Below are 24,034 nucleotides of genomic sequence, written 5' to 3' on the forward strand. Positions count from 1 at the left end.
AAAAAAAAGGGTTCCCCTTAGGCCTAATTAGACCTTTCGGGACACCCCATCACGAAGTACCTAGCGAAGCGGACGGAAACATTCTGAAGAAGCGATAGCGTTCACCTTTGTCTCCTTATTTCTACCCCTAAGGGATAGAATCAGGAAATAGGGAGACAACAGCGATCGTAAAAATGTTCCGTCCGCGCAGCGGGCTTCTACGCACCATTCTTCGAACTTATCGAGCACTTATTTTAGTGTTGCGCCAAAATCACATTTTAGAAATTTTCGATTACAATTTTCCCAATGGTATTCCCTGTCTCAACTAATGCATGAGCTTTTCTAATCGTAGCTGCATTTATCGGAGATAATTTCTTGTTCATTGTAGTCTTCAATTCCCCAGCATCAATCAATTTACTGATTTCGTTCAATAAAAGATGCTGATTTATCATATCTTCAGTTTGATACATAGATCTAGTAAACATGAATTCCCAAACAAATGTCGCACTCTTACTCTTAAGCACGTTAAGATCAATCGGTTCTTTATTTTCCACTATGGAACAAATTTTCCCTTGAGGTCTTATAACTTCCCCCATGCCTTTCCAGTGGTGATCCATATTATTAAAACAAAGAATGTAATCCACCTGCTCGATATGAATCTGCGCCAATTGCTCCTTCAAGGATCCATGATGATTGATCACATCATCAGCGCCAAGATTCCTTACCCAGCTTATTGTTTCTTCCCGAGAGGCGGTTGCAATAACATGAAGACCCGCCCATTTAGCTAACTGTATCGCAATGGATCCGACTCCTCCTGCACCACCTATAATTAGGACCTTCTTTAATTGGTTCCCCTCTTTATTAGTGGGATCAATAGCTAAGCGTTCGAACATGGCTTCCCATGCTGTAATGGCTGTTAAAGGCAATGCTGCGGATTCCGCATGAGTGAGTGCTGTAGGTTTCTTTCCAACAATTCGCTCGTCCACCAGATGATATTCACTATAAGTACCCGGTCTCGTAATGCTGCCTGCATAATAAACCTCATCACCTACTTTAAACACTTTACAATCCTCACCAACTTCTACTACAACACCACTGGCATCCCAACCAAGCATTCTCGGTTCTTTTTCCGTCAATGCTTTGGGTGAACGTACCTTTACATCTACGGGATTGATAGAAATCGCATTAATTTGGACGAGTAGGTCTTTACCTTGCGGAACGGGTTTCTTTAATTCAATATCCATCAGACTCTCTTCATTTTCAATCGGCAAATATTTTAACAATCCTATAGCTTTCATTCTTATTCCTCCAATATTGTTAGGCATTCCCCTCTGTATTATAGAAGGAAGTCGCAACTTCATGTAAGAGGGCACATTCATGTAGTATAGTATCATTAGTGTGACTAACATATATATGAGGTTGGAGTGATTGATTCATGCGAAATAGAAAAAGCGGTTATGGCTGCCCGGAAGGCTGTCCTGTGGAATCCACATTAGATGTTATAGGCGGGAAATGGAAGGGAGTTATTTTATATTATCTCCTAGATGGCACCAAACGCTTTAATGAGTTACGCAGATTAATGTCAGGCATTACACAGCGGATGTTATCATTACAACTGAGTGAATTAGAGAAGGATGGAATTGTGAATAGAAAGGTTTTTCCCGAGGTTCCGCCTAAAGTAGAGTATTCTGTAACTGAATTTGGTAGGACTTTGGAGCCTATAATCACCCAGATGAATGAGTGGGGAGAGAAATATAAATCAAGAATGAAAGGAGGGGTTTGAAGCGGCCTGCGTGTTTACCGCCAAACAGGTAAACCCTGACTCTGCCTCCATATGCCAACGGCTCCAACAATCAAAATGAAAAGAAATGCAGCAATCAAAAAAGCAAAAATAAATTTATTAGCAGCTTCTTGGTTACCATAGCCCCTTCATTCCTTGCAAAAATCACTCGCTCGTCGTCAATCCTCCGCGGTTTAATCATTGCCATCATCTCCTTCTATCCAAAATAAATCATCCAGTTTTTTGTTAAGTGCCTTACTTAGCGCAAGACAAAGCTTAATAGTCGGATTATACTTTCCAGACTCGATTAAGCAGATGGGCTGCCGGCTAGCACCAATTAAGTCCGCCAGTTCTTCTTGGGTCAAATCTCCTCGTTCAACCCTAGCAATTTGTACAATATATTTTTAGTTTGTACAATATATTTTTAGTTTGTACAATATATTAGTCAATTATATTATATCAAGTTAGCGCGATAATTGATTAAACAAAGTGAGCAAAAAAATGACTGTCGAGGTTTCTCGACAGCCTGAGGCTCCCATTAGGGCGCCTTAATTGTTGTACCTTGTACATATTCGTCCGCGTCTTTCCACTGGACACGTATCGATTTGGAAGTAAACAGATCTGCACCGTCGGAAACTTGAAAGTGAAGATGGGCTTCACTGGAATTCCCTGAGTTACCGCATTTTCCGAGGGCATCTCCTGCCTTAACTTCGTCACCAACTTTGACACTAATCGAACCTTTTTGTAGATGGGCGTAATAGCTGAACTCTCCGTTGCCATGATCAATAACGACATGGTTTCCAGCGGGATGTTTTTCATCCATTGCACCGACAGGTACGTTATCTTTAATGTCATTGACGACTAGAACGACTTTACCTGCAGCTGCCGCCACGATCGGTTGGCCGAAAGCATAATAGCTTTCATTTTTTGCAGCATCACCTTTATAGCTGCTGCCTTTATCCCTCCTAATAATGTCATACGCATAGCGCTGGCTCTCATAGTCGTAATGATAATTGACTAGTGCATTCGTTCCGCCCCAAATGGTAAACCAATTTCCGTGAAAGGGATGCTCGAACGTCGTTTTCGTACGCTGTGCATCCGTCTCCGGGAATTTTTGTATCGTTTTGAAAAGCATACTATGAATAACGTTTTTACTATCGAAAATGGCTTCTACGCCTTTTCCACTCTTACTATCCAGCCACGCATATCTCTTAAAATCATTCTCGGGCAGCAGTGATAGCAATGTATAGGAGGCAGTTCCTTTATGGAATGGAATGCCTATTTTCTTCAAATCCTCTAACGAGATTTGTTTTTTGAAGGCAGGACTCAATTGCGGATAGATACGATCATACTTTTCTTGCTTCAGAAGCCTGGGCAATTGGTCCGGTGCAAAGACTGTCATTTGTGGTGTTTTCTCCTTTTTCACGGAAGTGCTGGTGCTTGTTTGGGAACCTGAGGTCTTGGAGGCTCCTGAGGCTCCTGCGTATGCAGTGACTGAACTGGCGGCAACTGCGCAAATTAGGCTTAGCAGCATGATATTCCGTTTCGTTCTACGATTGTTCTCCATTTCTTCTCTCCCTTTGGCTTCTTAGGGCGCTTTTATAAATGTACCTTGCTCATAATCATCGGCGTCCTTCCAGTGAACGCGCAGCGACTTCGTAGTGAACAGATCCGCACTATTTGCAACCTGGAAATGAAGATGCGGCTCGCTGGAATTACCCGAGTTGCCGCATTTGCCCAGCTTATCTCCGGCTTTCACTTCGTCGCCGACTTTGACGCTGATCGATCCTTTTTGCAGATGGGCGTAGTAGCTGAACTCTCCATTACCATGATCGATAATGACATGGTTCCCAGCTATCTGCTCCTTATTCTCGGTACCGACAGGCTTATTGTCATGGACGTCATTGACGATTTTCACGACTTTGCCTGCTGCGGCAGCTAGTATTGGCTGACCGAAAGCAAAGTAGCTTTCATTTTTGGTGGCATCGCCCTTATAGGTGAATCCATTTTTCACCATAATGATGTCATACGCATAACGCTGCTGCTCGGCCCCGTAATGATAATTGATTAGTTCATTCGCTCCCCCCCAAAAGACAAACCATTTCCCTTGAAAAGGAAGCTGAAATGTCGTTTGGGTACGCTTCGCGTCCGTCTGAGGATACTTTTGCAGCTTACTAAATAAGATGACCTCTATCTTGTTCTTGCTGTCAAACTGAACTTGTATCGTTTTTTCCCCTTTGGGGGCCGTCCAAGCATAGTAGTTGGCATTGTTTAGAGTCACATGACTCACCAGTTTATAGGAGGTGGCGTTCTTGTGGTAAAGGCTGGCTTGTTTCTTGAAATCCTTAAGCGAGTAAACCTTCTTGTATGCGGCTCCTATCTGTCCATAAATACGTTCATATTTCTCTTGTTGCAGCAGCCTTAACAGTTGGTCCGGCTTGAAGGCAGAAGTTTGGGATTGCGAATCATTTACTGCTGCTGATTTCGAGACAGAGCTTACTGATCCTGCCTCAGGCTTGGCGGATTCAGCCGAAGCCGATGCAACGAGTGAGCTCACAGTCAGTGTGCCAGCGAGACTCAACAGCAATAGATTTCTTTTGCTAATGATATTGTTCATCGATTTCCTCTCCTTTATATGGGGTTTCATAAATGAGTGTAAGCGATGAAGTTTATCACCTGCGAAACGAGATCTTATGATTGTATTAATCTGGAGATTGTAAATTAAGGCTCCGTTAAGATTTTATTGTGCTGCTGGAAAAAAACAAATGGTATATTAAATTCATGCTATGTAATAGGGAGATAAGGAAGAGATGAATCAATCGAAGATTCTTATTGTGGATGATGAATCATCCATTCTTAAACTACTGAAAACCGTGTTAAATAAAGAGGGATTCCCATTCGTCGATACAGCCGCAACAGGAGAACAGGCCGTATTAGCCTGCCAAACGACGAAGTATGACCTCATCCTGCTGGACGTTATGCTGCCGAAGCAAAGCGGCTTCGAGATCTGTCCATGGATTCGACAAACAACGGATGCCCCCATCCTTTTCTTAACAGCTCGAATGAGCGATTTTGATAAATTGACCGGATTTGCCGTCGGTGGCGATGATTATATTACGAAGCCATTCAATCCGCTAGAAGTGATTGCGCGTGTCAGGGCACAGCTGCGTCGGTACCACAAAGCTGCCGCAGTTCCCAGTAAGAACCGGATCCACACTTTCAGAACGTTTCAAGTAGACGAATATGCCGGAGAGCTTCGAGTGAATGATGTCACGGTCGATTGTCCCGCTCAGGTATTTCAGCTCCTCTTGTTTTTTTGTCAGAATCCCAACCGGGTATTCAGTAAAAAACAGCTGTATGAGCATGTATGGGGCGAGCAAAGTCTTAGTGACGACAATACAGTCATGGTTCATATCCATCGTATTCGCGAGCGCATTGAACCAAGTCCCAGTGAGCCGATATATTTGATTACGGCGCGCGGCTTAGGTTACAAACTTGTGCAAAGATCAGAGGATCAATGAGATGAACGTCAAGAAAAGGTTTATCTTTCAATATATTAGGCAATTGCTGTTTGTCGGCCTTCTTCTATTGGTTCTTATTTTAGGAACATTTACTTTGACCATTGTGAAGCTGGAGCGACTAGATCAAGAATCGGACTTCATTAAGTCCGGCTTGCCTGTGCTCGCGGACTCCATTACGGAACATGACGGTAAGATACAATTCGATCCGAAACTGCTTGCTCAGGTGCGCAAGCAGGGGGGCTGGCTGCAGGTCATTGGTAAAGATGGAGAGGCTACTGCCGCCTACAATACGCCAGCTGATGTACCAGGACGGTACAATCCTGGTGAGCTGATGAGCTATTGGAAAGCAGAGAAGGATTTCCCTTACGGGCTATATGCATGGATCCAAGAGCTTGATGGACAAAGCTATACACTTTTATACGGGGTAAAGAATGATATTCCCAAGCTCAAAAGAAATTTGCTGCAGCAAGTGACATGGAGAGCGGGCAAGATTGAAGTGAACGGGACCTTCAAGCAAGAGCTCAATGATACTCACGGTTGGATCGAAGTGCTGGACGGCAATGGGAAGGTTCTCGGGGGTTACGGAAAAACGAACGAAGAGGACGAAGCACCAGACCATTATAGCGTTCAGGATTTAATGCTGCGCAGCCAATATCCGGAACGCTATGGCATGCAATTATTTACGGTTTATGATACCGAGTCGGGCAATACCTGGATCATTCATGCTCCACTGTCCTCATCGGCGGCTTCATCGGCCAATGGCGATACGTATAAAGGAATTATTAATGTATTTATCTGGAATGCTGCTGCTTTGCTTGTGATGGTTCTTCTTCTCTTCTTGCTTCTGGCGCTTTGGTATGGTCATCGATTTGGTACACCTATTCTGCATATGATTGATTGGCTGCATCATTTGGCTAAGGGCGAATTACATGAACCTACGGGGCGTAACCCGAAGGGGTTACCTTTTAGCCGTAAACGATCTGGGCGTTTAAAAGGAAGATTCCGTGCACATTCCGAGATGATTGAATCCTTGGCGCATTTAACCGGGACACTGCAAAAGAACGAGCATATTCGCAAGCAGCTGGAGACAACAAGAGAAGACTGGATTGCAGGCGTATCGCATGATATGAAGACGCCGCTTTCTTCCATATTGGGGTACGCACATTTAATGGAATCGAGAACGTATGAATGGTCGCAAGCAGAAATTCGCGAATTTGCTGCCATTATGCGTGAGAAATCCTCTTATATGGATGAAATGATTAACGATTTAACCTTAACGTACCGGTTGAAAAACGAAGCCTTTGCGTTTGAATTTATCCCAACAAACATGAATGAATTCATCGAGCAAACGATACAAAAGTGGAAGCACCATCCTCAATTCGCCAACGTTCCGATTCATTTTACAGCTTCGGAACCATCGATTATCTATCCGATAGATGCCAAATACTTCAGACGTGTGCTGGAGAATCTGCTAGCCAACGCTGCCCTCCATAATCCTGAAGGCACGTGGATCAACGTTTCTATGGTTAAGGATAACGGTTCGCATTTTGTAATCCGGATACAAGATAACGGGGTAGGCATCGATGAAGAAACGAAGCAGCTGCTATTCGAGCGCTACTATCGCGGCACCAATACGGATGAATTAATGCAAGGCACTGGACTCGGTATGGCGATTTCCAAGCAGCTTGTGATTCAACATCAGGGACAGATCGAAGTGCAAAGTCAACCGGGAACTGGGACGACAATTTCATTGATTTTCAGAGCGGCAGAATTATAAAAACCCGACTCCCACAATTGAAAAACAATTCATGTATGCTGCCAAGAGACGGCCCCCCTAAATTCATGGGAGGTCGTCTTATTTTATGTTCAATGCGCTGCCCGAGACCCCGTGAAGTTATATGGACGCTCGTCTAATGCTCGCCCTATTAATTAAGCAATGTAAGTATCACTTTTATCGTATTATCAACAAATGATCGCTTTGGACGAGACTTCATCATTACAGTTAGACCAATTAACGATACGATTAGCGACTGTGATAAAGCCTTCGCGTCTACAACGGTCTCTAGCTCACCTGAATGTATACCTCGTTCAATGGTTTCTTGAAATATGACCGATAGGTACATTTGATGTTCCCTTGTAAGAATTTCAAATTTCTCATCATGAGGCGCAAGTTCGACCATTGTATTGATGCAGAAGCATCCTCGACTGCGACTTTCTGTATATTCCTCAGCAACCACATCTTCAAAAAAAGTGCGAAATGCTTCTTTTACAGATGGATTGTTTTGAAGTCTGGTTCGGGCATCAGAAGCACGGGACATCGTGTATTTGCGCAGCGCAGCTTCGAACAATTCTTTTTTGTCTCCAAAGGCTGAGTATATACTGGGTCGTTGAATTCCCATTCTCGAAGTTAAATCGCTTAATGAGGTAGCTTCATATCCCTTCTCCCAAAATAGTTGCATAGCTGCATCTAATACTTTTTCTTCGTCAAATTCGCGGGTTCGTCCCATAAACAATACCTCTCTTTACTGCCTCTAGTTACGTACCAAACAGTATATTATAATTTTATAATTAGCCGTTTATTTTGTCAAATGCAGGTTAGTTTAACCTAACAAGGGAAGATCACATATTAGTTATAGGCAAGTTAAATCTAATATATTGGTTGACAGTAATCGTTTCTGTGAGTTATATTTACTGGGATTTATAACGTACTGATCAGTACGTTATATCTATCGGTATTTAAATTTAATGGAAATGGGGGGAGTACAAAATGGAGAAGGTTAAAGTAAAAGTAGCAGTCAATGCCGATACAAAGGCGAATTCGTCACAGGGGACGCTCATCACGTCTGATTCCGTTCATAGTTCTTCCATGTTTCGTTATGTGACACTATTGTTTGCGGCTGCCTGCGGGATGTCTGTTGCCAATATCTACTTCGCACAACCACTACTTGATAATCTGTCGAGTGAGTTCAATATTGACTATTCAATCATTGGCATTCTCATTACCATCACTCAGATCTTTTATGCATTGGGACTGTTGCTGCTGGTGCCGCTTGGAGATTTACTGAACCAGCGCCGATTGATTATCGGTCAGATGTTATTATCCACGATAGCTCTGGTTATAGTTGGCACTGCCTCCTCCAGCGCGGTTCTATTCGCAGGTATGGCTTTGGTGGGACTGCTTGCCGTTGTGACGCAGACTATTGTGGCGTTCGCGGCGACAATGGCTGCCCCTGCCGAACGAGGACGTGTCGTTGGCATGGTAACAAGCGGAATTGTAATTGGCATACTTCTTGCGCGAACCATTTCAGGGATATTAACAGATCTTGCGGGTTGGCGTTCCGTATATCTGGTCTCTGCTGCATTGATGCTTCTTATGGTTTGTGTATTATTTAGGGTGCTGCCAAATGTTGAGCGTGAGGTAAAATCACTGTCCTATCCCCAGCTGCTTAGGTCGGTGTTTATGTTGTTCGCACAAGAACGAGTATTGCGTATCCGCGCTATTCTGGCTATGCTGATTTTTACTGCTTTCAGTATTTTGTGGACTTCACTAGTACTTCCTCTTAGCGCGCCGCCATTATCGCTTTCGCACACTGCAATTGGGGCGTTTGGTCTCGCAGGAGTTGCCGGAGCGTTAGCTGCAGCACGAGCGGGGAGGCTAGCTGATCGAGGTTACGGACAGAGAACGACGGGCATAGCTTTGATCCTATTGTTGATATCATGGTTGCTAATCAGCTATACCGAACAGTCGCTGTTCGCATTGGTCATTGGCATTGTTCTTCTTGACTTGGCGGTGCAGGCCGTGCATGTCACTAATCAAAGTATGATCTTCGCATTGAGTACGGAGGCGCGTAGTCGGCTCACCGCCGGGTACATGGTTTTCTATTCTATCGGCAGTGCTACCGGTTCAATTGCTTCGACCCATATCTATGCACACTATGGATGGGACGGGGTATGCTGGCTCGGGGCCTCTGTTAGTGCTTTAGCTCTTCTGTTTTGGGCAATGACCAGCCGCGCTACGGCTGCCGCATTAAAATAAATTGTGTCCTATGATATACAGATATACGGATATGAGGATATACAGATTCAGCAGCATTAATCTGAGCTACAGATCAATCTGCTTGAAAAGAACCGAATAATAGTTCAAAGCTGTTTACAGAGAAAGCTATTAGAATAGGAGAGATTGACCGTGGAGATAGGTATTACTTCGTTTGTAGAAACAAAGCCGGATGTTCAGACAGGTGAAGTGATGAGTCACGCACAGCGATTGCGTGAAGTTGTCGAGGAAATTGTCCTTGCCGATCAAGTGGGACTTGATGTGTTTGGCGTAGGTGAGCATCATCGGAAGGATTATGCGGCATCTTCACCAGCAGTTGTGCTGTCCGCGGCTGCATCGCAGACGAAACGGATTCAGTTGACCAGTGCAGTGACGGTGCTCTCTTCAGCTGATCCGGTGCGCGTTTTTCAGGATTTTGCTACGCTCGATGGCATTTCAAATGGACGTGCGGAGATTATGGCCGGTCGTGGTTCCTTTATAGAATCTTTTCCACTGTTTGGCTATGATTTGAATGACTATGATGAGCTGTTTGAAGAACATTTGGAATTGCTCCTTAAAATACGGGGATCCGAAAAAGTAACCTGGAAGGGCGGGCATCGGCCAGCGATTAACAATTTGGGCGTGTATCCACGGCCCGCTGCCTATTCTTTACCGATATGGATTGGCAGCGGGGGCAATCAGGAGTCTGCTATCCGTGCAGGTCTGCTAGGACTGCCACTGATGCTGGCGATAATTGGTGGAAAACCGACGGATTTTGCACCGCTCGTGCAGCTTTATAAGAAAGCGGCAGCGCACGCTGGTCATGACGAATCGCGGCTTAAGGTTGGGGCGCATTCGATAGGATATATTGCTGAGAATACTGAACTAGCGGCAGATACATTTTTCCCTTCTACCCAGGCAGGCATGAATAAACTCGGAAAGGAGAGGGGATGGGCGCATTATGACCGTTCTAGCTTCGATGCCGCGCGCAGCTTTGAAGGTGCACTGTATGTTGGCGATCCGGAGACTGTTGCCCAAAAGATCATTCACCTTCGCAAAAATGTAGGCGTTACACGATTTATGATGTACGTACCGTTAAGCACTATGCCGCATGCCGAGGTGATGAGAGCCATTGAGCTGCTAGGAACAGAGGTAGCGCCCCGGGTTCGGGAGGAAATAGCCAAGTGGGAAGCTGAGACGGAAATAGGATCATCATTCAATTTGTGAGAAAAACAACAAGGTTGCTCCGTGCCGACTTGAACACAGAGCAGCCTTGTTGTCCCCTCTTACCAACTATTTATTCCACAATCTCACATTGTAATTCATTGGCCCCCAAACGAATCGTTTGGTTTTGGAAAGAAATAAGCTTCTCCTCAGCGGAATCATTCCAGAATACGAAGAGTCTTCTCGCATTATGAATGTATTCCGTCTTGATGATTCCCTCAGGCAGCTCCATGTCGGTATCCAGTGAAAAGGTGCCGTGATAGAAAAATTCGGAGTAGCGGTCGCGTAAGGCGATCAATTCCTTGATATGGCTTGCATAGGCCTCAGCCGCAGTCACTGTTGCCCGACAGCGGTAAATGGAAATGTCAAAGCGATATCCATACACAAAAGCGAAGTGAAGCTGCCGTTTAAAGTCGCTTCTCTCATCATGAATGAACCGATTGGACATAATCGTCTCCGGGAACGTCTGCCGATAAAGCTCGGGGAACGAGTCATCGTCCTTGAAGCTGGCATACCCGCAGCTATGATGGAAATCCAGAAGCGGCGCATAGCAATCGACAACGAATTCAGAGCCGAAAGCTTTGTCCTCCTTGCATAATTCACGCAATTGCTGCAAATTGCGCCGACGCCAAACCGTCTCGTTATCCCCCCGATTTCCATGATCATGTGAGGCATCGAAACAGAGATGAGGAAAATGTCCTGCAATCTGATCGTAGAAAATGGAGTCCGGATTGTAGCTCAGTTTTTGTTGACCGATCTGGATAAGCTGCTTATTCCATTCATCAGTAGCCTGACAGGCAGAGACAAAGCTTTTGTAGCCAAAATTTCGCAGCAGCATGCCGTCATTGTTGAATTTATAATGCTCCCTGTACTCCACACCATCAATATTTTTGCGGCAAATCCGGTGCCCGGTTTCCTTGTAATAGTCTGAGTTTACATCGATCAGTACGCCATTTGTGTAAAGAGCAACACGTCCCCCCCGACGCTGCACTTCCGCAATCGCTGCTTTAAGCCCTTCTTCTCCGCCAAGGGCAGGATCCGGCTCATATACGGGATAACCGTTATCGAAGCCGCCCTTCCACCAACCGAAGAGCAGAATCATTTCAACCCCGACCGCCTTGCCTTCCTCGTAGACTCGCGGTAAATCTTCATAACGGAAGTAAATTTTGCCGAACTGATGCTTCATGATAATTCGCTGCCATCCTCGAAGCTCTTGTACCCATTCGGGTTTCTGCGGTTCGCTGAACCAACCATCCGCCCATTGCCTGTAAATGGCCGAGCCCTTCCGCCAATCCCCGGGAACGAACGCTACTACAGAGGTTGGGGATGAAACTTCTTCTCCTCCTTGCACCAAGGGGAACTGTGAAACGGCTAGAACGAGACGCGGATCGCTGTTGCGCGGACCTATTCCTGCGGCCAACACACAAGTAGTGAAGTTATCATCATGCCGACCTACATAGAGGAAATGCGAACCGCTCTGCACACCGAACCAAGCCATGCTGCCGAAACTCGGATAGGTCATGTCGAGCCAAACCTCATGGTTATCGCTGGACATGTATTCACTATGAGCCCTGTCAATTGCCGTCCAAGGATCTGCAAGTCGGTGTCCATGCCCCTCACTGCGGTACAGAACATCGCGAGAGCGCTGTTCATCCGCAACAACGGATACATCTACGAATGGAAGTTTGACCTCATTGACTCGTACCTCGCTTTGATTGGTTACCTTGTAGGAGAAGTGCAATTGTTCTCCAACTACGAGGATCTGCACGCGAAACAAGACTGGATAGGTATTACCGTCCTCTGCTTCGAGCTGATTATATTGGATAGCCAATCCACCCTCAATTTCGGTTACGATCCCGCTCTGAAGGCTTGAACGAACGGACATGTCGCGAAACTCGCCGTCGTCGAGTTGAACTCTCCAGAAATCCGCCCCTGCACTCTCTTGTAATAGAAGTCCCTCCGCCGACCAACTCACGGACCGTCCCTGCGGATCAACAGCAAACTGTAATTGTCCTGCCTTAATTGAAAGAGTCATTTTCCCCACTCTGTCCTTTCCTTATCTTAAATAAAGACCGCCGTTCACATCCAGGATAACTCCGGTAATGTACCTGGCTTCATCACTGGCCAGGAATACCGCCGCAGCCGCAACGTCTTCAAGCTTCCCTAAGCCTAGAGGGACGGATTCTGTTAACTTGTTTACCTTCTCATCCCCATGCGTTTGAAGCAATAATTCAGTTTCGATAATGCCTGGAGCAATCGCGTTTACGGTAATGCCATAAGGAGCAGCCGTGCGAGCGAGCGTTTTCGTGAAACCGATCTGTCCGCTTTTACTAGCAGCGTAGTGAACATGGCCATACAATGCACCCTGGTGTCCAACGACCGAACTGATGGAAATAATCCTTCCGCTTTTTTGCGGCATCATGATATCCATGGCATACTTGGAACATAAGAACGTGCTCGTCAAGTTGTTGTTGATGATTTCATTCCAACTTTGCAGCGACGTTTCAGCTATCGTTTCCGCTCTGGAAGTGCCGGCATTGTTGACCAGTATATCGAGACGGCCATACTTCTCTACCGCCATATGAAACAATCTTTGGACATCCTCTTCTTGGCTGACATCAGCTTGGATCGCAATGGCCTCCCGCCCTATCGCCTTGACCTGCTCAACAAGCAGAAGTGCTCTTTCATTGACATCAATAGCGTTAATAATCACATTAGCACCGGCTTCAGCCATGCCTAAGATCATCCCGCGTCCGAGACCTTGCGATGACCCCGTAACCAGGACCACCTTTCCAGATAAATCAAACATAACGCTTCTTCACCCCGGTTTCTTATAGGACTCAAAAATAGGGCTCGGCAGCCGGAGGGCGAATTTGAATGAGTTGCCCATTATAATGCCGCAAATCATGCGGGACATAAGGATGTTGGATTGCTGCGTCTTCATTCAATTCTATGCCTAATCCCGGTTTATCCGGGATCGTCATAAATCCATCTTCGAAATGCAACTGCTCGTCCGTAATCTCTTTTCGCCACGGCACATCGCTTGCCATAATTTCCAGATAAAAAAAGTTAGGCGTGCATGCGGCCAATTGCAATGTAGCGGCGTTAGCTACCGGACCGCTTGGATTGTGCGGGGCGAATGGAATATAGTTCGCCTCCGCCATTGCAGCAATTTTGCGGCATTCCATAATGCCTCCGGCATGACTGATATCCGGTTGAACATAGTCCAGCGCTCGTTTCTTAAACACTTCACAGAACGCTTGCCGAGTAAACAATCTTTCCCCACCTGCGATGGCCACCGGAGATTTCTGCCTTACATCTAGCATGGCGTCCAAATTATCTGGTGGAACCGGTTCTTCGAACCACACCGGCTTGAAAGCCTCAATCTCCTTGGCGATCTTGATCGCTGTAGGTACATTAAACCGGCCATGCCCTTCAATGAACAGATCCACGTCATAACCGACTGCCTCTCTCACAACTCCAATGCATTCGAGGGCCTTATCCAGTTCCTCGTTCGAGAGGGTCATGTACGCTTTGCCGAACGGATCCCACTTCAATCCCTTGAAACCTCGCTTCACCGCTTCCTTGGCTTTTACACCAAAATCCTCGACGCAGGTGGCGCCGGCAAACCACCCATTGGCATACACCTTCACCTTCTCGTGAACCTTGCCCCCAAGCAGCCTGTGAACGGGAACGCCCAACGATTTGCCGTTAATGTCCCACAACGCCATCTCCACTGCACTAAGCGCGGACATCAGAACAGCACCGCCTCGCCAGTAGGCATCACGGTATATATTGTGATAATGCGCTTCGATATCAAGCGGGCTTTTACCGATAAGATAACGTTTCAAATCTTCTATTGCCCCAGTTACAGCGTTCTCTTTATACTCCAGCGTTGCTTCGCCAACCCCTGAAATACCTTCATCTGTGTAAATTTTGACGAACACGAAGTTCGTACGGTAACAATCGACGACGAACGTATTCACACCAGTTATTTTCATCTGCACACCCCTAAGAAACCTTATCATATTTTCTTTGTTTAAAATCATCACGCGATCCAAAGGATCGCGTGATGATTGGTATTCACTCTACTTCTTATCCGGATTTTCCTTTTTATAAATTTCTGTGGCTTGTTCAATCCACTGCTGACCACCCGCGTCCAAATATTTAGTCTTGAACGACTCGTATTCTTTGTCGAGATCGCCTTTAGATACGATCAACGAAGTAAAGCCTTCCTTCGTAATGTCCTGCAGAATTTTTCCACTATTGCGCTCGACTTCCGGAATATCATAAAGATAAGCGTCTTCGATCGTATTGTCTGCTGAAAGCTTCAAGCCAGCTTTTGTTTGATCGTTCAACAATTGAACCGAAAAGCCATTGATTCGATTCATCACGCCGTTGTAGGCGAATCCGCCCTCATTTCGCAAGCTAGCGGCATCGTCGTATGGTTTGATCCACTCGAATTTTCCGTTCTCCATTTTGTAATGCTTGTTTTCGATCCCTGCCCAGGTCAATTTGTCACCTTCATCGCTGATCAAGAAATCCAACACCTTCATGACTTCTTCCGGATGCTTGGAGGCTTTGCTGATATGCATCCATGGACCGGAATCCTCAAGGTATAAACGCTGGGTGCCGCCTTGATTGTTCGGGCCCTTAATAACGGTAAACTCAAATTGCGGTTTTGGATCCTCCACGTAACGGGTCAGCCAGTTTTGCGTAGTCCCGTTCGGGGTGAATTCAAACGTCCCCATCTTTCCGTTCCATAACTTCTCAAATTCCTTCAAATTAGAAATCGTGGTAAACTCGGGATCCACCAAGCCTTCTTTATACAATTTATTCAGGAACTTGATTCCATCCATGAATCCGGGCTGCAATAGCCAAGGTATCACTTTCCCGTCAATCAGCTTGCCCCTTCCGACCGGAACGCCGTAAGCCGCAAAGATATGAGCAAACGTACTGTATACATCGCTCTCTTTTCCTCCCGCAAAGTAAGCACCAACGCCGATCGTATCTTTTTTACCGTTGCCGTCAGGATCCTGATTGGCGAATGCTTGCAACACCGTATAGTATTCATCGATCGTCTTTGGAACGGGCAGCTTCAATTTATCCAGCCAGTCTTTACGAATGGTCAAAGCGTTTCCGAATCCCCAACCACGCGGAATGCCGTACACTTTGCCATCCACTTGAGCAGCGCCTTTTAATATGGAACCCTTGTTGTCCGTAATGTTTTTCCCATAGGTCTTCATTAAATCATCCATAGGAATAATCACTTGATTACTAACCAGATCTTTGATTTTCGCTTTATTCGGGTTCAGGAATGCATCGGGCATATCATTTGACGCGATCATCGTATTTAGTTTCGTTTCCAAGTCCGGAGAATCCACAGTCAAAAACTGGACATTCACACCCGTTCTTTTGCGGATTTCCTGGACTACCGTGTTATCTTCAGGAAAGTTAGTCGTCTTGTCGATCAAAATTCGTACCGTTACCGGTTCTGCGGGTTTATTGCTTTCACCTGTTTTATTGCTTTCACCTGGTTTATTGCCTTCTTTGCCTGTGGTCTCTCCGCTAGAGCAAGCGACCATACTAATCGTCATCCCGGCGATTAGTGTCATAATGACTGTCTTCTTTAACTTCAACATATAAGTACCCCCTATGAATGTATCTATTTTGAGAGCTTTCGCTCTTCAAAATCTAACCTTTGATGGATCCTACCATTACGCCTTTGACGTAATATTTTTGCAAGAACGGATACACGATCAGCATCGGAATCACGGAAGCAACAACAGTAGCCATTTTGACCGATTCTTCAGTGACCAATCCGATTGAGGCAGCAAAGTTATCCGTCCCTTGGACCTGCTGTAACGAGCTGCTCTGCAGCATCGTTCGCAAAAACACTTGAAGGACTTGTTTGGCATCGGAGTTGATGTAAAGAATAGCATCAAAATACGAGTTCCAATGGGCTACTCCGTAAAATAAAGCGATTGCGGCGATAACGGGACCCGATACGGGCAGGACTATCGAGAATAAAATACGCATCGGAGTGGCTCCATCAATATTTGCTGATTCTTCGAGCTCGACGGGTAAACTCTGAAAGTAATTTTTCATGATGATCAGGTTCCATGCACTGATAGCGCCTGGAATAATGAGCGACCATATGGAATCGATCAAACCGAGTTCTTTGACAACCAAGTAACTTGGGATCATACCGCCGCTGAACAGCATCGTGAAAAAAATCAGGAGTGTAATGAAGTTTCTTCCCACAAATCTTCGAATGGATAGGGGATAAGCCAACATGGCGGTAAACACAATATTGATCGCAGTCCCTACAACTAAGCGAAAAATAGAGTTTCCATAGGCGTGAAAGATCCCTTTGCTATGAAGCAACAGCTCATATGAAGTTAGAGAAAAACCTTTCATCCAAATAAACAGCCCTCCACCCATAGCCAGCTTCGGATCGCTCAGCGAATACATCAGCACATACCAAAACGGATACAGGGTAACGATGGATAGCAGCAGCACACCGACATTCAAACTGAATTGCCCTATACGTTCTCCCGTCGACATTCTCACCAGGTGATCCTCCTTTGCATGAATGCGGTTACATCAAACCGCTTTCTTTATCAATTTTTTTCGCAATAAAGTTTGTAAATAAAACAAGTACTAGACAAATGAGTGATTTGAACAAACCTGATGCCGTAGCCAAATCGTATTTCGCTTCCTGAAAAGCCAGTTTGAAGATGTACGTGTCTAAAATTTCGCTAACCTCGTAAACCTGTGGGTTGTAGAGAGCGAACACTTGATCCAGACCGGCATTGAGCAAGCTTCCCATACGGAAAATAAGCAGAATGACAATCGTTGTCCGCAAACCCGGCAGCGTAATATGCCAAATTTGCTGCCATTTCTTCGCGCCATCCACTTTAGCCGCCTCGTACATCTGCTGATCAATCGTAGCAATGGTAGCGAGATAAAGAACCGTACCAAAGCCCGCCTCCTTCCAGATATTCGATACGACAAGCAGGCTGCGGAAATATTCCTTGCTGCTCAGCAGGTTGACGGTCGAACCTTCATACCCGAAAAAATCAGCGATTTCTTTTATTACTCCGGTGGATGGAGAGAAGATGGCAAACAAAATTCCTGAAATAATAATCCAAGACACAAAATGAGGCAAATAAATAGCAGTTTGAACGAATCTCTTATATAATTCACGCCGGATTTCATTCAGCATAATAGCCAAAATAATGGGAACCGGAAATGCAAATACCAGTTGGTATAAAGAAATGATGATGGTATTTTTCAAGGCTCTGTCGAATCCGTACATACCGAACAAATTTTTGAAATTTTCCAGCCCAATCCATTCACTGGCGAAAAAACCTTGGTAAATGTTGTATTTTTTAAAAGCAAGCAAAATGCCATACATCGGAATGTAATGGAACACAAGAAAGAACAAAATCCCTGGTATAGCCATGAAATATAACAGCTTGTCTTTCCGGATCTGGGACAATTTTCTTCTCCACTCTAGTGACTTTGCAGACACCTTCAGATTCGTCACTGTTTGATCGCGCAAGACGTCCCCTCCCTTTTTCCTGTAAGCGCTTTATTTTATTGGCGAAAGCAACATCTAGCTATTCGTTTTTTTCCCCGTTGCTTTGATTCTCGCAATCAAATCCTCTTTGGCCTTGATAACGTGATCTCTGGTAATGTTTGCGGCAGCTTCCGCATCTCTATTTTTCAAAGCCTCCAGCAGCATCCGATGATCGTTCGCAATATCGATCCCCCTGTTCGAACCAAATATTTGGCGCATGCTGTCAATGAGTCCCCAATGCCGATCAATAATACGAATCGCTTCGTCATTTTGCGCTAAGTTATTGATAATTTTATGAAAGCTTTCATTAAGCTTCAGGCATAACAACAGCTCCCCTTCCGAGGATGCCTTCTCGTATTGCTCTTCAATGCTGACAAGTCTGTTGTAATCGCTTTCCTTCATGAAAGGTACGCCATTGCGAACTAACATCGTTTCAATCGCCATTCGGATATCGTACATGTCAGACACAAACTTCTCATTCACCTCACGTACGCTTGCTCCTTTATGAGGCAGCAGGCTAACGAGCCCTTCTCCTTGAAGCTGCTGAAGCGCTTCCCGAATCGGCATCTGACTGACGCCGTAACGAGTGGATAAATCGACGATTCGCAAGCGTACGCCTGGTTTAAATACACCCGATAAAATATCTCCGCGCAATTTATCACAAACCCGTGAGTAAGTCGTTTCATTTAATGCTGATTCCGGTATTACATCCATACTCTTCTCTCCTGTTAAACTTATTTATTTGATATTTGATACAATATCATATCCAGATTAACCCTGCAAGCGTTTTTTTGATATTGTATCAAATATCAAATATCAAAAGAATAGCTTACCATTCAAAAACGGACTGCTATTCATCCGAAGTTCGAGAAAAAAATTGATTTAACAAAACAAGCATAATCAGACAGCTAGTCAGCTGTACTGATTATGCTTGTTTCTATGGAGCTGGTAGCTCCACATATAAGTCATTTGCTTCTAATGATTGAGCAAATATAATAGCAAAGACTTTTGAGCATGCATCCTGTTCTCCGCTTGTTGATAGATAACGGATCGTTCTGATTCGATTAGCTCCTCTTCAATTTCGAATCCGGGATGGATAGGCATATCATGCATGATGTAAGGGGAATACCCATTGAGGTTCTTCCTATTCAATTGAAAGGGCAGCATCTGCTCAATTCTTCGTTTTTTCTCACCTTCATAATGACTCTCGTGAAGAAATTCCATATCAACCCACGCGTCCGTATAAACAAAATCAGACTTCGAAACAGCCTCAGATAGACTACTTACGTTCTCCACACATCCGCTTCTGAATGCAGTCTGCATCAGTTCTTCATCCCACGAGGGGGCGTTAATAATAGGAGTCACTAAGAGAAGCTTGATACCTAATGATGTACACCCTGCAATCAAGGAATTTGCTACATTGTTAAGAATTCCAACATAAGTAAGGGTTATCCCCGAGAATGTTCCTGCTGCTTCATAAATGGTCATCAAGTCTGCTAACGCTTGGCAAGGATGATATTTATCGCAACATCCATTGATTACTGGAACTTTGGCGTATTTAGCTAATTCAAGTAGATCGGAATGGTTCTTCAATCTCGCCATGATCACATCACAGTTCCTTGATACATATTGAGCTTCATATTGAATGGGTGAAATACTGAAGTTACTGGAGTCCCAATCCATCGCAACCGAGTACCCACCCATTTGATTGATTGCAGACTGAAAAGATAAGTTTGTTCTAGTGGATGTTTTCTGAAAAAGCATGAGGAGACCTTTTCTTTCGGATGCATGATAAAATTTTTCTGGACTATTCTTAATCTCAATTCCCTTTTGGACGATAGAGTGAAGAGTATCCTTGTTAAATTCTTTCAATGATAATAGATGATTCATTGTATCCCCCTTTTTATTTTATGAATATTTATGCGTTATTATGAATTTATATTCATAATAACGTAAAAGGGGTTATTTGTACACCGTATCAAGTCGCCAACACGAAACAAAAGCGACCCTTAAGAATGATCTGTCTGCGTAGCGTGCTTCTACGCACCATGCTTTAGCTTGCTAGGAAGTTCGTTTTCCACAGAAGGACGCAAATAAAGAGAAAGGCTACCTAAATCGGCAGCCCTTCTCTTTATTTAAATGCAACTGTGTCAAGCTTTTTGGCCTCGAAGGTATGGTTCTCTTGTTCCTCATACAGCATCCCATCCTTAATCGTCACAATACGATCGCATAAATCTAAAACACGCTCATCATGGGTAACCATCACAGCAGCCTTCCCTCTTTGCTTCACCTCTGATGCGATTAACTCTACAACCGCTCTACCCCGTTTAGAATCAAGGCTGGCTGTAGGCTCGTCGGCAAGAATAACGCCTGGATCATTCATGAATGCTCGAGCAATTGCCACCCTTTGACGCTCACCACCAGAGAGCTTTTCTGGATAGTAGTTCATTCGCTGCAGTAATCCTACCTGCTCCAGTAACGCTTTAGCCTTCTGTTCCGCTTCTTTTCCGCCTTTACCCGCTAATTTTGACACGAGTAACAGCTGATCCAACACTTTCAAATACGGAACAAGATTGGAGGCTTGGAAAATGAAGCCCAGATTTTTCACTCTAACCGCACTCATTTCACGTGAAGAGAGATTCGTTATATCCTTCTGATTAATTAAAATACGTCCACTTGAAGGAGAAAGCAGGGCTCCCGCAATGGAGAGAAACGTGCTTTTACCAGAGCCAGAGGGGCCAACAACGGCAACAAACTCCCCCTCTTTAACGTTTAACGAAACTTTTTGTAACGCCGTAACAGCTGTCTCGCCTTCTCCATAAATTTTATTCACATTCTCAAGAATTAGTTTATCCTTCATCATTCAACCCTCCCAATGGCTTCAATGGCATCCACTTTTGCGATCCGATTCAAAGACAACAATGCGCCGACAATCGACACTAGAATAAGCAGACCCGAATATTGAGACAATACATCTGAGCCTAATTCAAATGGCATACTCTCCGGCAGGATCGCACTCACACCAAAGGTAAGTCCAATACTTATGGCAACAGCTACGATCGCAAGAAGTAATACTTGTCCGACTAAATTTACTGCAAGATAGGATGTCTTCGCTCCGATTGCCTTTAGCACACCGAACTGGCTAATTTTCTGCAGGGTGATGACATAGAAGAATACCGCTTGTATAAAGGCTGCAATGACAATCAAGAACGCAATCATCATCGTCAAGGAGCCTTGTTCCTCTTTGAAGCCCGGAATGCCTTGTACGGCCTCTTTCTTCGTAATGACTTCTACATCAGATAAGCTCTTTTGCAGGGAGTCCTTAGTAAGACTGCTTGTTGTAACGACAATCGAACTATAGGAAGCCGTTTTTTTCCCGAAGGATGTTTTCATAAGATTTTCATAATGATCCATATTCATAAATGCTACCGGCGTATGGCTGAATTTCTGATTCTTCGTGAAACCAACGACCTTCCATTCGATTCCTAACTCCTTATCACCCAGCGTATCGCCTAATTGAATGCCTTTTTCTTTAAGCGATGAGTCAAGGACCACTTCGTTGTCAGCACTCATAAGCTTGCCTTCTGTGATGCTGGGCATGAGCGTCCCCTTGGGGTCGACTCCAAAAAGAGCGATATCCATCTTTTTCTTCGAATCATTCTGATAAACAGACAACATTGTTTGAGCAAGCGGCTCGGCTTGTATAGCTCTATCTAGTTTGCGAACTTCATCTAACTTCTCTATAGCTAGCGTAGATCGCGTCAGTTTATGGTCCGAATCTGCCTGTAAGACAAAGTAATCGGCATTCATATCCTTCAAGATTGACGCATTATCTGAGGAAAGCCCGCTGGCTAATCCAGACACGATAAAAGTTAACCATGCAACAAGAACCATAATTAATCCGATTAAAAAATAACGACCTTTCGCATATTTCAATTCGCGCATCGCTAGAAACATAATTCAATCATCTCCATTCATTTTGTTGATAGGTCTAATTTACGTTTGTAATATGAATGGAGTGTGAATGACTCATTACAAAGTCAGCTAACTTACGCATAATGCAAAAAGCTTAAGCCAACTATCGGCTCAAGCTTCGACTTTCATATGGGCGGCTCAACAATGAGTATCTAGTCTCCCACTAATCAATACGTATCTCTTTGATCTGAATATCATTTCGTTTACTTAAATCTATAAATTCTTCGTTAACTTTAATGAATGGGGTCTCAATGTTATGAGGATTCAGTGAAACAACTTCCCCTACTCTCCCATCCGTAAGGACCACATTCTCACCAACCATTCTCTTCACGATGTTAGCTAGAAACACAGAAACAATGCTCGGATCAAGCTCTCCAAAAATCCCTCTCCTCATTTGGCCCACGATTTCATGGAATGGAAGGGGATCGTGATACGGACGCTTAGAAGACATGGCATGAAAAATATCGGCAACTGCTACAATTCTGCTGAAGAACTCGATTTTCCCCTCTTTTAGCCCTAAGGGATAGCCTTTGCCATCATTTCGCTCATGATGCTGAAGGGCTACTAGTGGAATCCGTTGGTCTATACCAATCGTATCCTTCAATAGCTCATATCCATAAACCGTGTGCTTTTTTATCAGCGCAAATTCATCATCCGTTAACTTACCTGGCTTATTCAATATTTCAATGGGTACCTTCACTTTTCCAATATCATGCAAGGTAGCTGCTAGGGAAAGAATAGCAATTTCTGATTCCGTTAAATGCAGCCATCTGCCAATTAGAGTCGATAATATGCCAACCCCAATATTATGCTGATACGTATACTCGTCCGTTGCCTTCACAGCTTCAAATAATTGAAATACATTTGCCTGCTCAGAAGCTTGCTGAACAGCGGGAAGAATGTTCTTCTGTATATCCAGCAATGGAATCTTTCCAGAAGTTCGAATCGACTGAAACAGTTCCTTCGACGTATTAACAACCTGTTTAATGGATTGCTCATATCCGTCTTCATCTTCCGATACGAATACTATAGAATAGAGATCAATGGAATGATTTTTTAATAAGGTAAGATGTTCCTGATAAAGCGTTGTATGTGCAGGGATTAAGGACAACCCGTTCAAATTTGTGATATCACTTTTGACTTTCCTACCAAAGAAGCTATCCATTCCTCACCCTCCAATAAACCCCGAAATCATCCATTTCGGTATCGATTCCATTATTTTTTAAACTTCCAATTATCTGTTTATTATTCTTGTTGCACTTGTCGCTGTACATTTTTCTGTCGGCAATCTTAATAAGATCATTCAATTCCACACCTTCATCTGGATAAGTTGCGTAACCCACTGACACAGAAACGGGCACTGAAATCGTATTCGATAATTTATTTAATTCATTGTGGAGGCGGGTTTGTAATCCGTTCATTCCTGATTGCTCTACGCAAGGTAAAATACCGACAAATTCATCGCCGCCCCACCTAACGATATAGTCCGAATCTCGGAATGACTTCTTAAGTGTGCTTGCAATCAGCTGCAGCACCTGATCACCCGTTGCATGGTCATAATGATCATTGATTGATTTGAAATCATCTACATCAATAAGGAAAATGATAAGCTTCTGCGCTTTTCTATCCGAAATGCGCTTCAATTTTGGGAATAGATCCATTATGAATCGGCGGTTGTAGCTTCCCGTCAATACATCCTTTTCAGAAAGGAATTTGACCTTGTCGTAATGTTTACCGAGCCACCATCCTAAGAATAAGTAGAAGGCTGAGACAAATACAGCAGTCACATCCAAGTAATCATGGGCGATATTGGTATAGAGAAGGAACCCGAGCAAACTTATGACAACGATCAACAGGGATATCATGCGCCCCGTATGTTTCATTTGTTATTGCACCCCTCTTATATTCATGAATTAGGATCTGAGCCCTAGCTTTTC

22 protein-coding genes are annotated in these 24,034 nt (G+C 44.3%); 5 read left to right on the forward strand and 17 right to left on the reverse strand.

Going from position 1 to position 24,034, the window contains the following annotated elements:
- Positions 1–257 precede the first annotated feature (257 nt).
- Positions 258–1,277, reverse strand: coding sequence for a zinc-binding alcohol dehydrogenase family protein (locus EKN16_RS18430; protein ID WP_125660398.1), 1,020 nt, complete (start codon positions 1,275–1,277; stop codon positions 258–260).
- 137 nt (positions 1,278–1,414) lie between these two features.
- Between EKN16_RS18430 and EKN16_RS18435 the strand changes: the two genes are divergently transcribed.
- Positions 1,415–1,762 carry a winged helix-turn-helix transcriptional regulator gene (locus tag EKN16_RS18435; protein ID WP_125660400.1) on the forward strand — a complete coding sequence of 116 codons (348 nt, stop codon included), beginning with the start codon at positions 1,415–1,417 and terminating at the stop codon, positions 1,760–1,762.
- A gap of 191 nt (positions 1,763–1,953) precedes the next feature.
- On the opposite strand, the gene EKN16_RS18440 is transcribed toward EKN16_RS18435, so the two are convergent.
- The 3 genes from EKN16_RS18440 to EKN16_RS18450 all read right to left on the reverse strand — a co-directional run bounded on the left by EKN16_RS18440 (position 1,954) and on the right by EKN16_RS18450 (position 4,376).
- Complete coding sequence (locus tag EKN16_RS18440) at positions 1,954–2,157, reverse strand: helix-turn-helix transcriptional regulator (RefSeq protein WP_125660402.1); 204 nt, start codon at positions 2,155–2,157, stop codon at positions 1,954–1,956.
- A gap of 140 nt (positions 2,158–2,297) precedes the next feature.
- Positions 2,298–3,326, reverse strand: a complete 1,029-nt coding sequence (locus tag EKN16_RS18445; RefSeq protein ID WP_125660404.1) for a M23 family metallopeptidase — start codon at positions 3,324–3,326, stop codon at positions 2,298–2,300.
- Positions 3,327–3,347: 21 nt separating this feature from the next.
- Positions 3,348–4,376: a M23 family metallopeptidase gene (locus tag EKN16_RS18450; RefSeq protein ID WP_164522868.1), complete on the reverse strand. Its 1,029-nt coding sequence runs from the start codon at positions 4,374–4,376 to the stop codon at positions 3,348–3,350.
- A gap of 193 nt (positions 4,377–4,569) precedes the next feature.
- On the opposite strand from EKN16_RS18450, the gene EKN16_RS18455 reads away from it, so the two are divergent.
- The gene (locus EKN16_RS18455; protein WP_125660408.1) at positions 4,570–5,280 is read left to right on the forward strand and encodes a response regulator transcription factor; all 711 of its coding nucleotides are present in this window, start codon (positions 4,570–4,572) and stop codon (positions 5,278–5,280) included.
- A gap of 1 nt (position 5,281) precedes the next feature.
- On the forward strand, positions 5,282–7,057 hold the full coding sequence (locus tag EKN16_RS18460) for a sensor histidine kinase (RefSeq protein WP_125660410.1): 1,776 nt from the start codon (positions 5,282–5,284) through the stop codon (positions 7,055–7,057).
- Positions 7,058–7,205: 148 nt separating this feature from the next.
- Here EKN16_RS18460 and EKN16_RS18465 read toward each other — a convergent pair whose 3' ends face one another.
- Complete coding sequence (locus EKN16_RS18465; protein ID WP_125660412.1) at positions 7,206–7,787, reverse strand: TetR/AcrR family transcriptional regulator; 582 nt, start codon at positions 7,785–7,787, stop codon at positions 7,206–7,208.
- Positions 7,788–8,146: 359 nt separating this feature from the next.
- Between EKN16_RS18465 and EKN16_RS18470 the strand changes: the two genes are divergently transcribed.
- Both EKN16_RS18470 and EKN16_RS18475 read left to right on the forward strand, forming a co-directional pair.
- Positions 8,147–9,316, forward strand: a complete 1,170-nt coding sequence (locus EKN16_RS18470; protein ID WP_232016559.1) for an MFS transporter — start codon at positions 8,147–8,149, stop codon at positions 9,314–9,316.
- Positions 9,317–9,466: 150 nt separating this feature from the next.
- Positions 9,467–10,540 (forward strand): LLM class flavin-dependent oxidoreductase, encoded by a 1,074-nt coding sequence (locus EKN16_RS18475; protein WP_125660416.1) that lies wholly within the window; start codon positions 9,467–9,469, stop codon positions 10,538–10,540.
- A gap of 70 nt (positions 10,541–10,610) precedes the next feature.
- On the opposite strand, the gene EKN16_RS18480 is transcribed toward EKN16_RS18475, so the two are convergent.
- From EKN16_RS18480 to EKN16_RS18535, 12 genes are all read right to left on the reverse strand, one after another.
- Positions 10,611–12,572, reverse strand: coding sequence for a DUF6259 domain-containing protein (locus tag EKN16_RS18480; protein ID WP_164522869.1), 1,962 nt, complete (start codon positions 12,570–12,572; stop codon positions 10,611–10,613).
- A 21-nt stretch (positions 12,573–12,593) separates the two neighbouring features.
- Positions 12,594–13,346, reverse strand: coding sequence for an SDR family NAD(P)-dependent oxidoreductase (locus EKN16_RS18485; RefSeq protein WP_125660420.1), 753 nt, complete (start codon positions 13,344–13,346; stop codon positions 12,594–12,596).
- 31 nt (positions 13,347–13,377) lie between these two features.
- Positions 13,378–14,538, reverse strand: coding sequence for a galactonate dehydratase (gene dgoD, locus EKN16_RS18490; protein WP_125660423.1), 1,161 nt, complete (start codon positions 14,536–14,538; stop codon positions 13,378–13,380).
- A gap of 87 nt (positions 14,539–14,625) precedes the next feature.
- Positions 14,626–16,179, reverse strand: a complete 1,554-nt coding sequence (locus EKN16_RS18495) for an extracellular solute-binding protein (protein ID WP_125660426.1) — start codon at positions 16,177–16,179, stop codon at positions 14,626–14,628.
- Between the two features lie 52 nt (positions 16,180–16,231).
- On the reverse strand, positions 16,232–17,104 hold the full coding sequence (locus EKN16_RS18500; protein WP_125666401.1) for a carbohydrate ABC transporter permease: 873 nt from the start codon (positions 17,102–17,104) through the stop codon (positions 16,232–16,234).
- Positions 17,105–17,138: 34 nt separating this feature from the next.
- Positions 17,139–17,765: an ABC transporter permease subunit gene (locus EKN16_RS33775; protein WP_375782094.1), complete on the reverse strand. Its 627-nt coding sequence runs from the start codon at positions 17,763–17,765 to the stop codon at positions 17,139–17,141.
- 393 nt (positions 17,766–18,158) lie between these two features.
- A complete protein-coding gene (locus EKN16_RS18510; protein WP_125660429.1) occupies positions 18,159–18,836 on the reverse strand; it encodes a GntR family transcriptional regulator in 678 nt (225 codons plus the stop codon).
- A 261-nt stretch (positions 18,837–19,097) separates the two neighbouring features.
- Positions 19,098–20,012, reverse strand: a complete 915-nt coding sequence (locus tag EKN16_RS18515) for an ornithine carbamoyltransferase (protein WP_125660431.1) — start codon at positions 20,010–20,012, stop codon at positions 19,098–19,100.
- 241 nt (positions 20,013–20,253) lie between these two features.
- On the reverse strand, positions 20,254–20,985 hold the full coding sequence (locus tag EKN16_RS18520; RefSeq protein ID WP_125660434.1) for an ABC transporter ATP-binding protein: 732 nt from the start codon (positions 20,983–20,985) through the stop codon (positions 20,254–20,256).
- Positions 20,982–22,079 (reverse strand): ABC transporter permease, encoded by a 1,098-nt coding sequence (locus EKN16_RS18525; RefSeq protein ID WP_125660437.1) that lies wholly within the window; start codon positions 22,077–22,079, stop codon positions 20,982–20,984. The genes EKN16_RS18520 and EKN16_RS18525 overlap by 4 nt, the downstream gene beginning before the upstream one ends.
- Positions 22,080–22,260: 181 nt before the next feature.
- Positions 22,261–23,262 carry an HD-GYP domain-containing protein gene (locus EKN16_RS18530; protein ID WP_125660440.1) on the reverse strand — a complete coding sequence of 334 codons (1,002 nt, stop codon included), beginning with the start codon at positions 23,260–23,262 and terminating at the stop codon, positions 22,261–22,263.
- Positions 23,255–23,980 carry a GGDEF domain-containing protein gene (locus tag EKN16_RS18535; protein WP_125660443.1) on the reverse strand — a complete coding sequence of 242 codons (726 nt, stop codon included), beginning with the start codon at positions 23,978–23,980 and terminating at the stop codon, positions 23,255–23,257. Before EKN16_RS18535 ends, EKN16_RS18530 begins: the two co-directional genes overlap by 8 nt.
- Between the last annotated feature and the right edge of the window lie 54 nt (positions 23,981–24,034).

It is taken from the genome of Paenibacillus baekrokdamisoli (assembly GCF_003945345.1).
Taxonomy (GTDB): Bacteria; Bacillota; Bacilli; order Paenibacillales; family Paenibacillaceae; genus Paenibacillus_Z; species Paenibacillus_Z baekrokdamisoli.

Bases quoted from the DNA above. Each gene is read 5' to 3' on its own strand.
- EKN16_RS18510 (WP_125660429.1), bottom strand. From the start codon at position 18,836: ATGGATGTAATACCGGAATCAGCATTAAATGAAACGACTTACTCACGG.
- EKN16_RS18435 (WP_125660400.1), top strand. From the start codon at position 1,415: ATGCGAAATAGAAAAAGCGGTTATGGCTGCCCGGAAGGCTGTCCTGTG.
- EKN16_RS18465 (WP_125660412.1), bottom strand. From the start codon at position 7,787: ATGGGACGAACCCGCGAATTTGACGAAGAAAAAGTATTAGATGCAGCT.
- EKN16_RS18480 (WP_164522869.1), bottom strand. From the start codon at position 12,572: ATGACTCTTTCAATTAAGGCAGGACAATTACAGTTTGCTGTTGATCCG.
- EKN16_RS18430 (WP_125660398.1), bottom strand. From the start codon at position 1,277: ATGAAAGCTATAGGATTGTTAAAATATTTGCCGATTGAAAATGAAGAG.
- EKN16_RS33775 (WP_375782094.1), bottom strand. From the start codon at position 17,765: ATGCTGAATGAAATCCGGCGTGAATTATATAAGAGATTCGTTCAAACT.
- EKN16_RS18515 (WP_125660431.1), bottom strand. From the start codon at position 20,012: ATGAATCATCTATTATCATTGAAAGAATTTAACAAGGATACTCTTCAC.
- dgoD (WP_125660423.1), bottom strand. From the start codon at position 14,538: ATGAAAATAACTGGTGTGAATACGTTCGTCGTCGATTGTTACCGTACG.
- EKN16_RS18535 (WP_125660443.1), bottom strand. From the start codon at position 23,980: ATGAAACATACGGGGCGCATGATATCCCTGTTGATCGTTGTCATAAGT.
- EKN16_RS18485 (WP_125660420.1), bottom strand. From the start codon at position 13,346: ATGTTTGATTTATCTGGAAAGGTGGTCCTGGTTACGGGGTCATCGCAA.
- EKN16_RS18495 (WP_125660426.1), bottom strand. From the start codon at position 16,179: ATGTTGAAGTTAAAGAAGACAGTCATTATGACACTAATCGCCGGGATG.
- EKN16_RS18455 (WP_125660408.1), top strand. From the start codon at position 4,570: ATGAATCAATCGAAGATTCTTATTGTGGATGATGAATCATCCATTCTT.
- EKN16_RS18445 (WP_125660404.1), bottom strand. From the start codon at position 3,326: ATGGAGAACAATCGTAGAACGAAACGGAATATCATGCTGCTAAGCCTA.
- EKN16_RS18525 (WP_125660437.1), bottom strand. From the start codon at position 22,079: ATGTTTCTAGCGATGCGCGAATTGAAATATGCGAAAGGTCGTTATTTT.
- EKN16_RS18500 (WP_125666401.1), bottom strand. From the start codon at position 17,104: ATGTCGACGGGAGAACGTATAGGGCAATTCAGTTTGAATGTCGGTGTG.
- EKN16_RS18460 (WP_125660410.1), top strand. From the start codon at position 5,282: ATGAACGTCAAGAAAAGGTTTATCTTTCAATATATTAGGCAATTGCTG.
- EKN16_RS18520 (WP_125660434.1), bottom strand. From the start codon at position 20,985: ATGATGAAGGATAAACTAATTCTTGAGAATGTGAATAAAATTTATGGA.
- EKN16_RS18450 (WP_164522868.1), bottom strand. From the start codon at position 4,376: ATGAACAATATCATTAGCAAAAGAAATCTATTGCTGTTGAGTCTCGCT.
- EKN16_RS18470 (WP_232016559.1), top strand. From the start codon at position 8,147: ATGTTTCGTTATGTGACACTATTGTTTGCGGCTGCCTGCGGGATGTCT.
- EKN16_RS18530 (WP_125660440.1), bottom strand. From the start codon at position 23,262: ATGGATAGCTTCTTTGGTAGGAAAGTCAAAAGTGATATCACAAATTTG.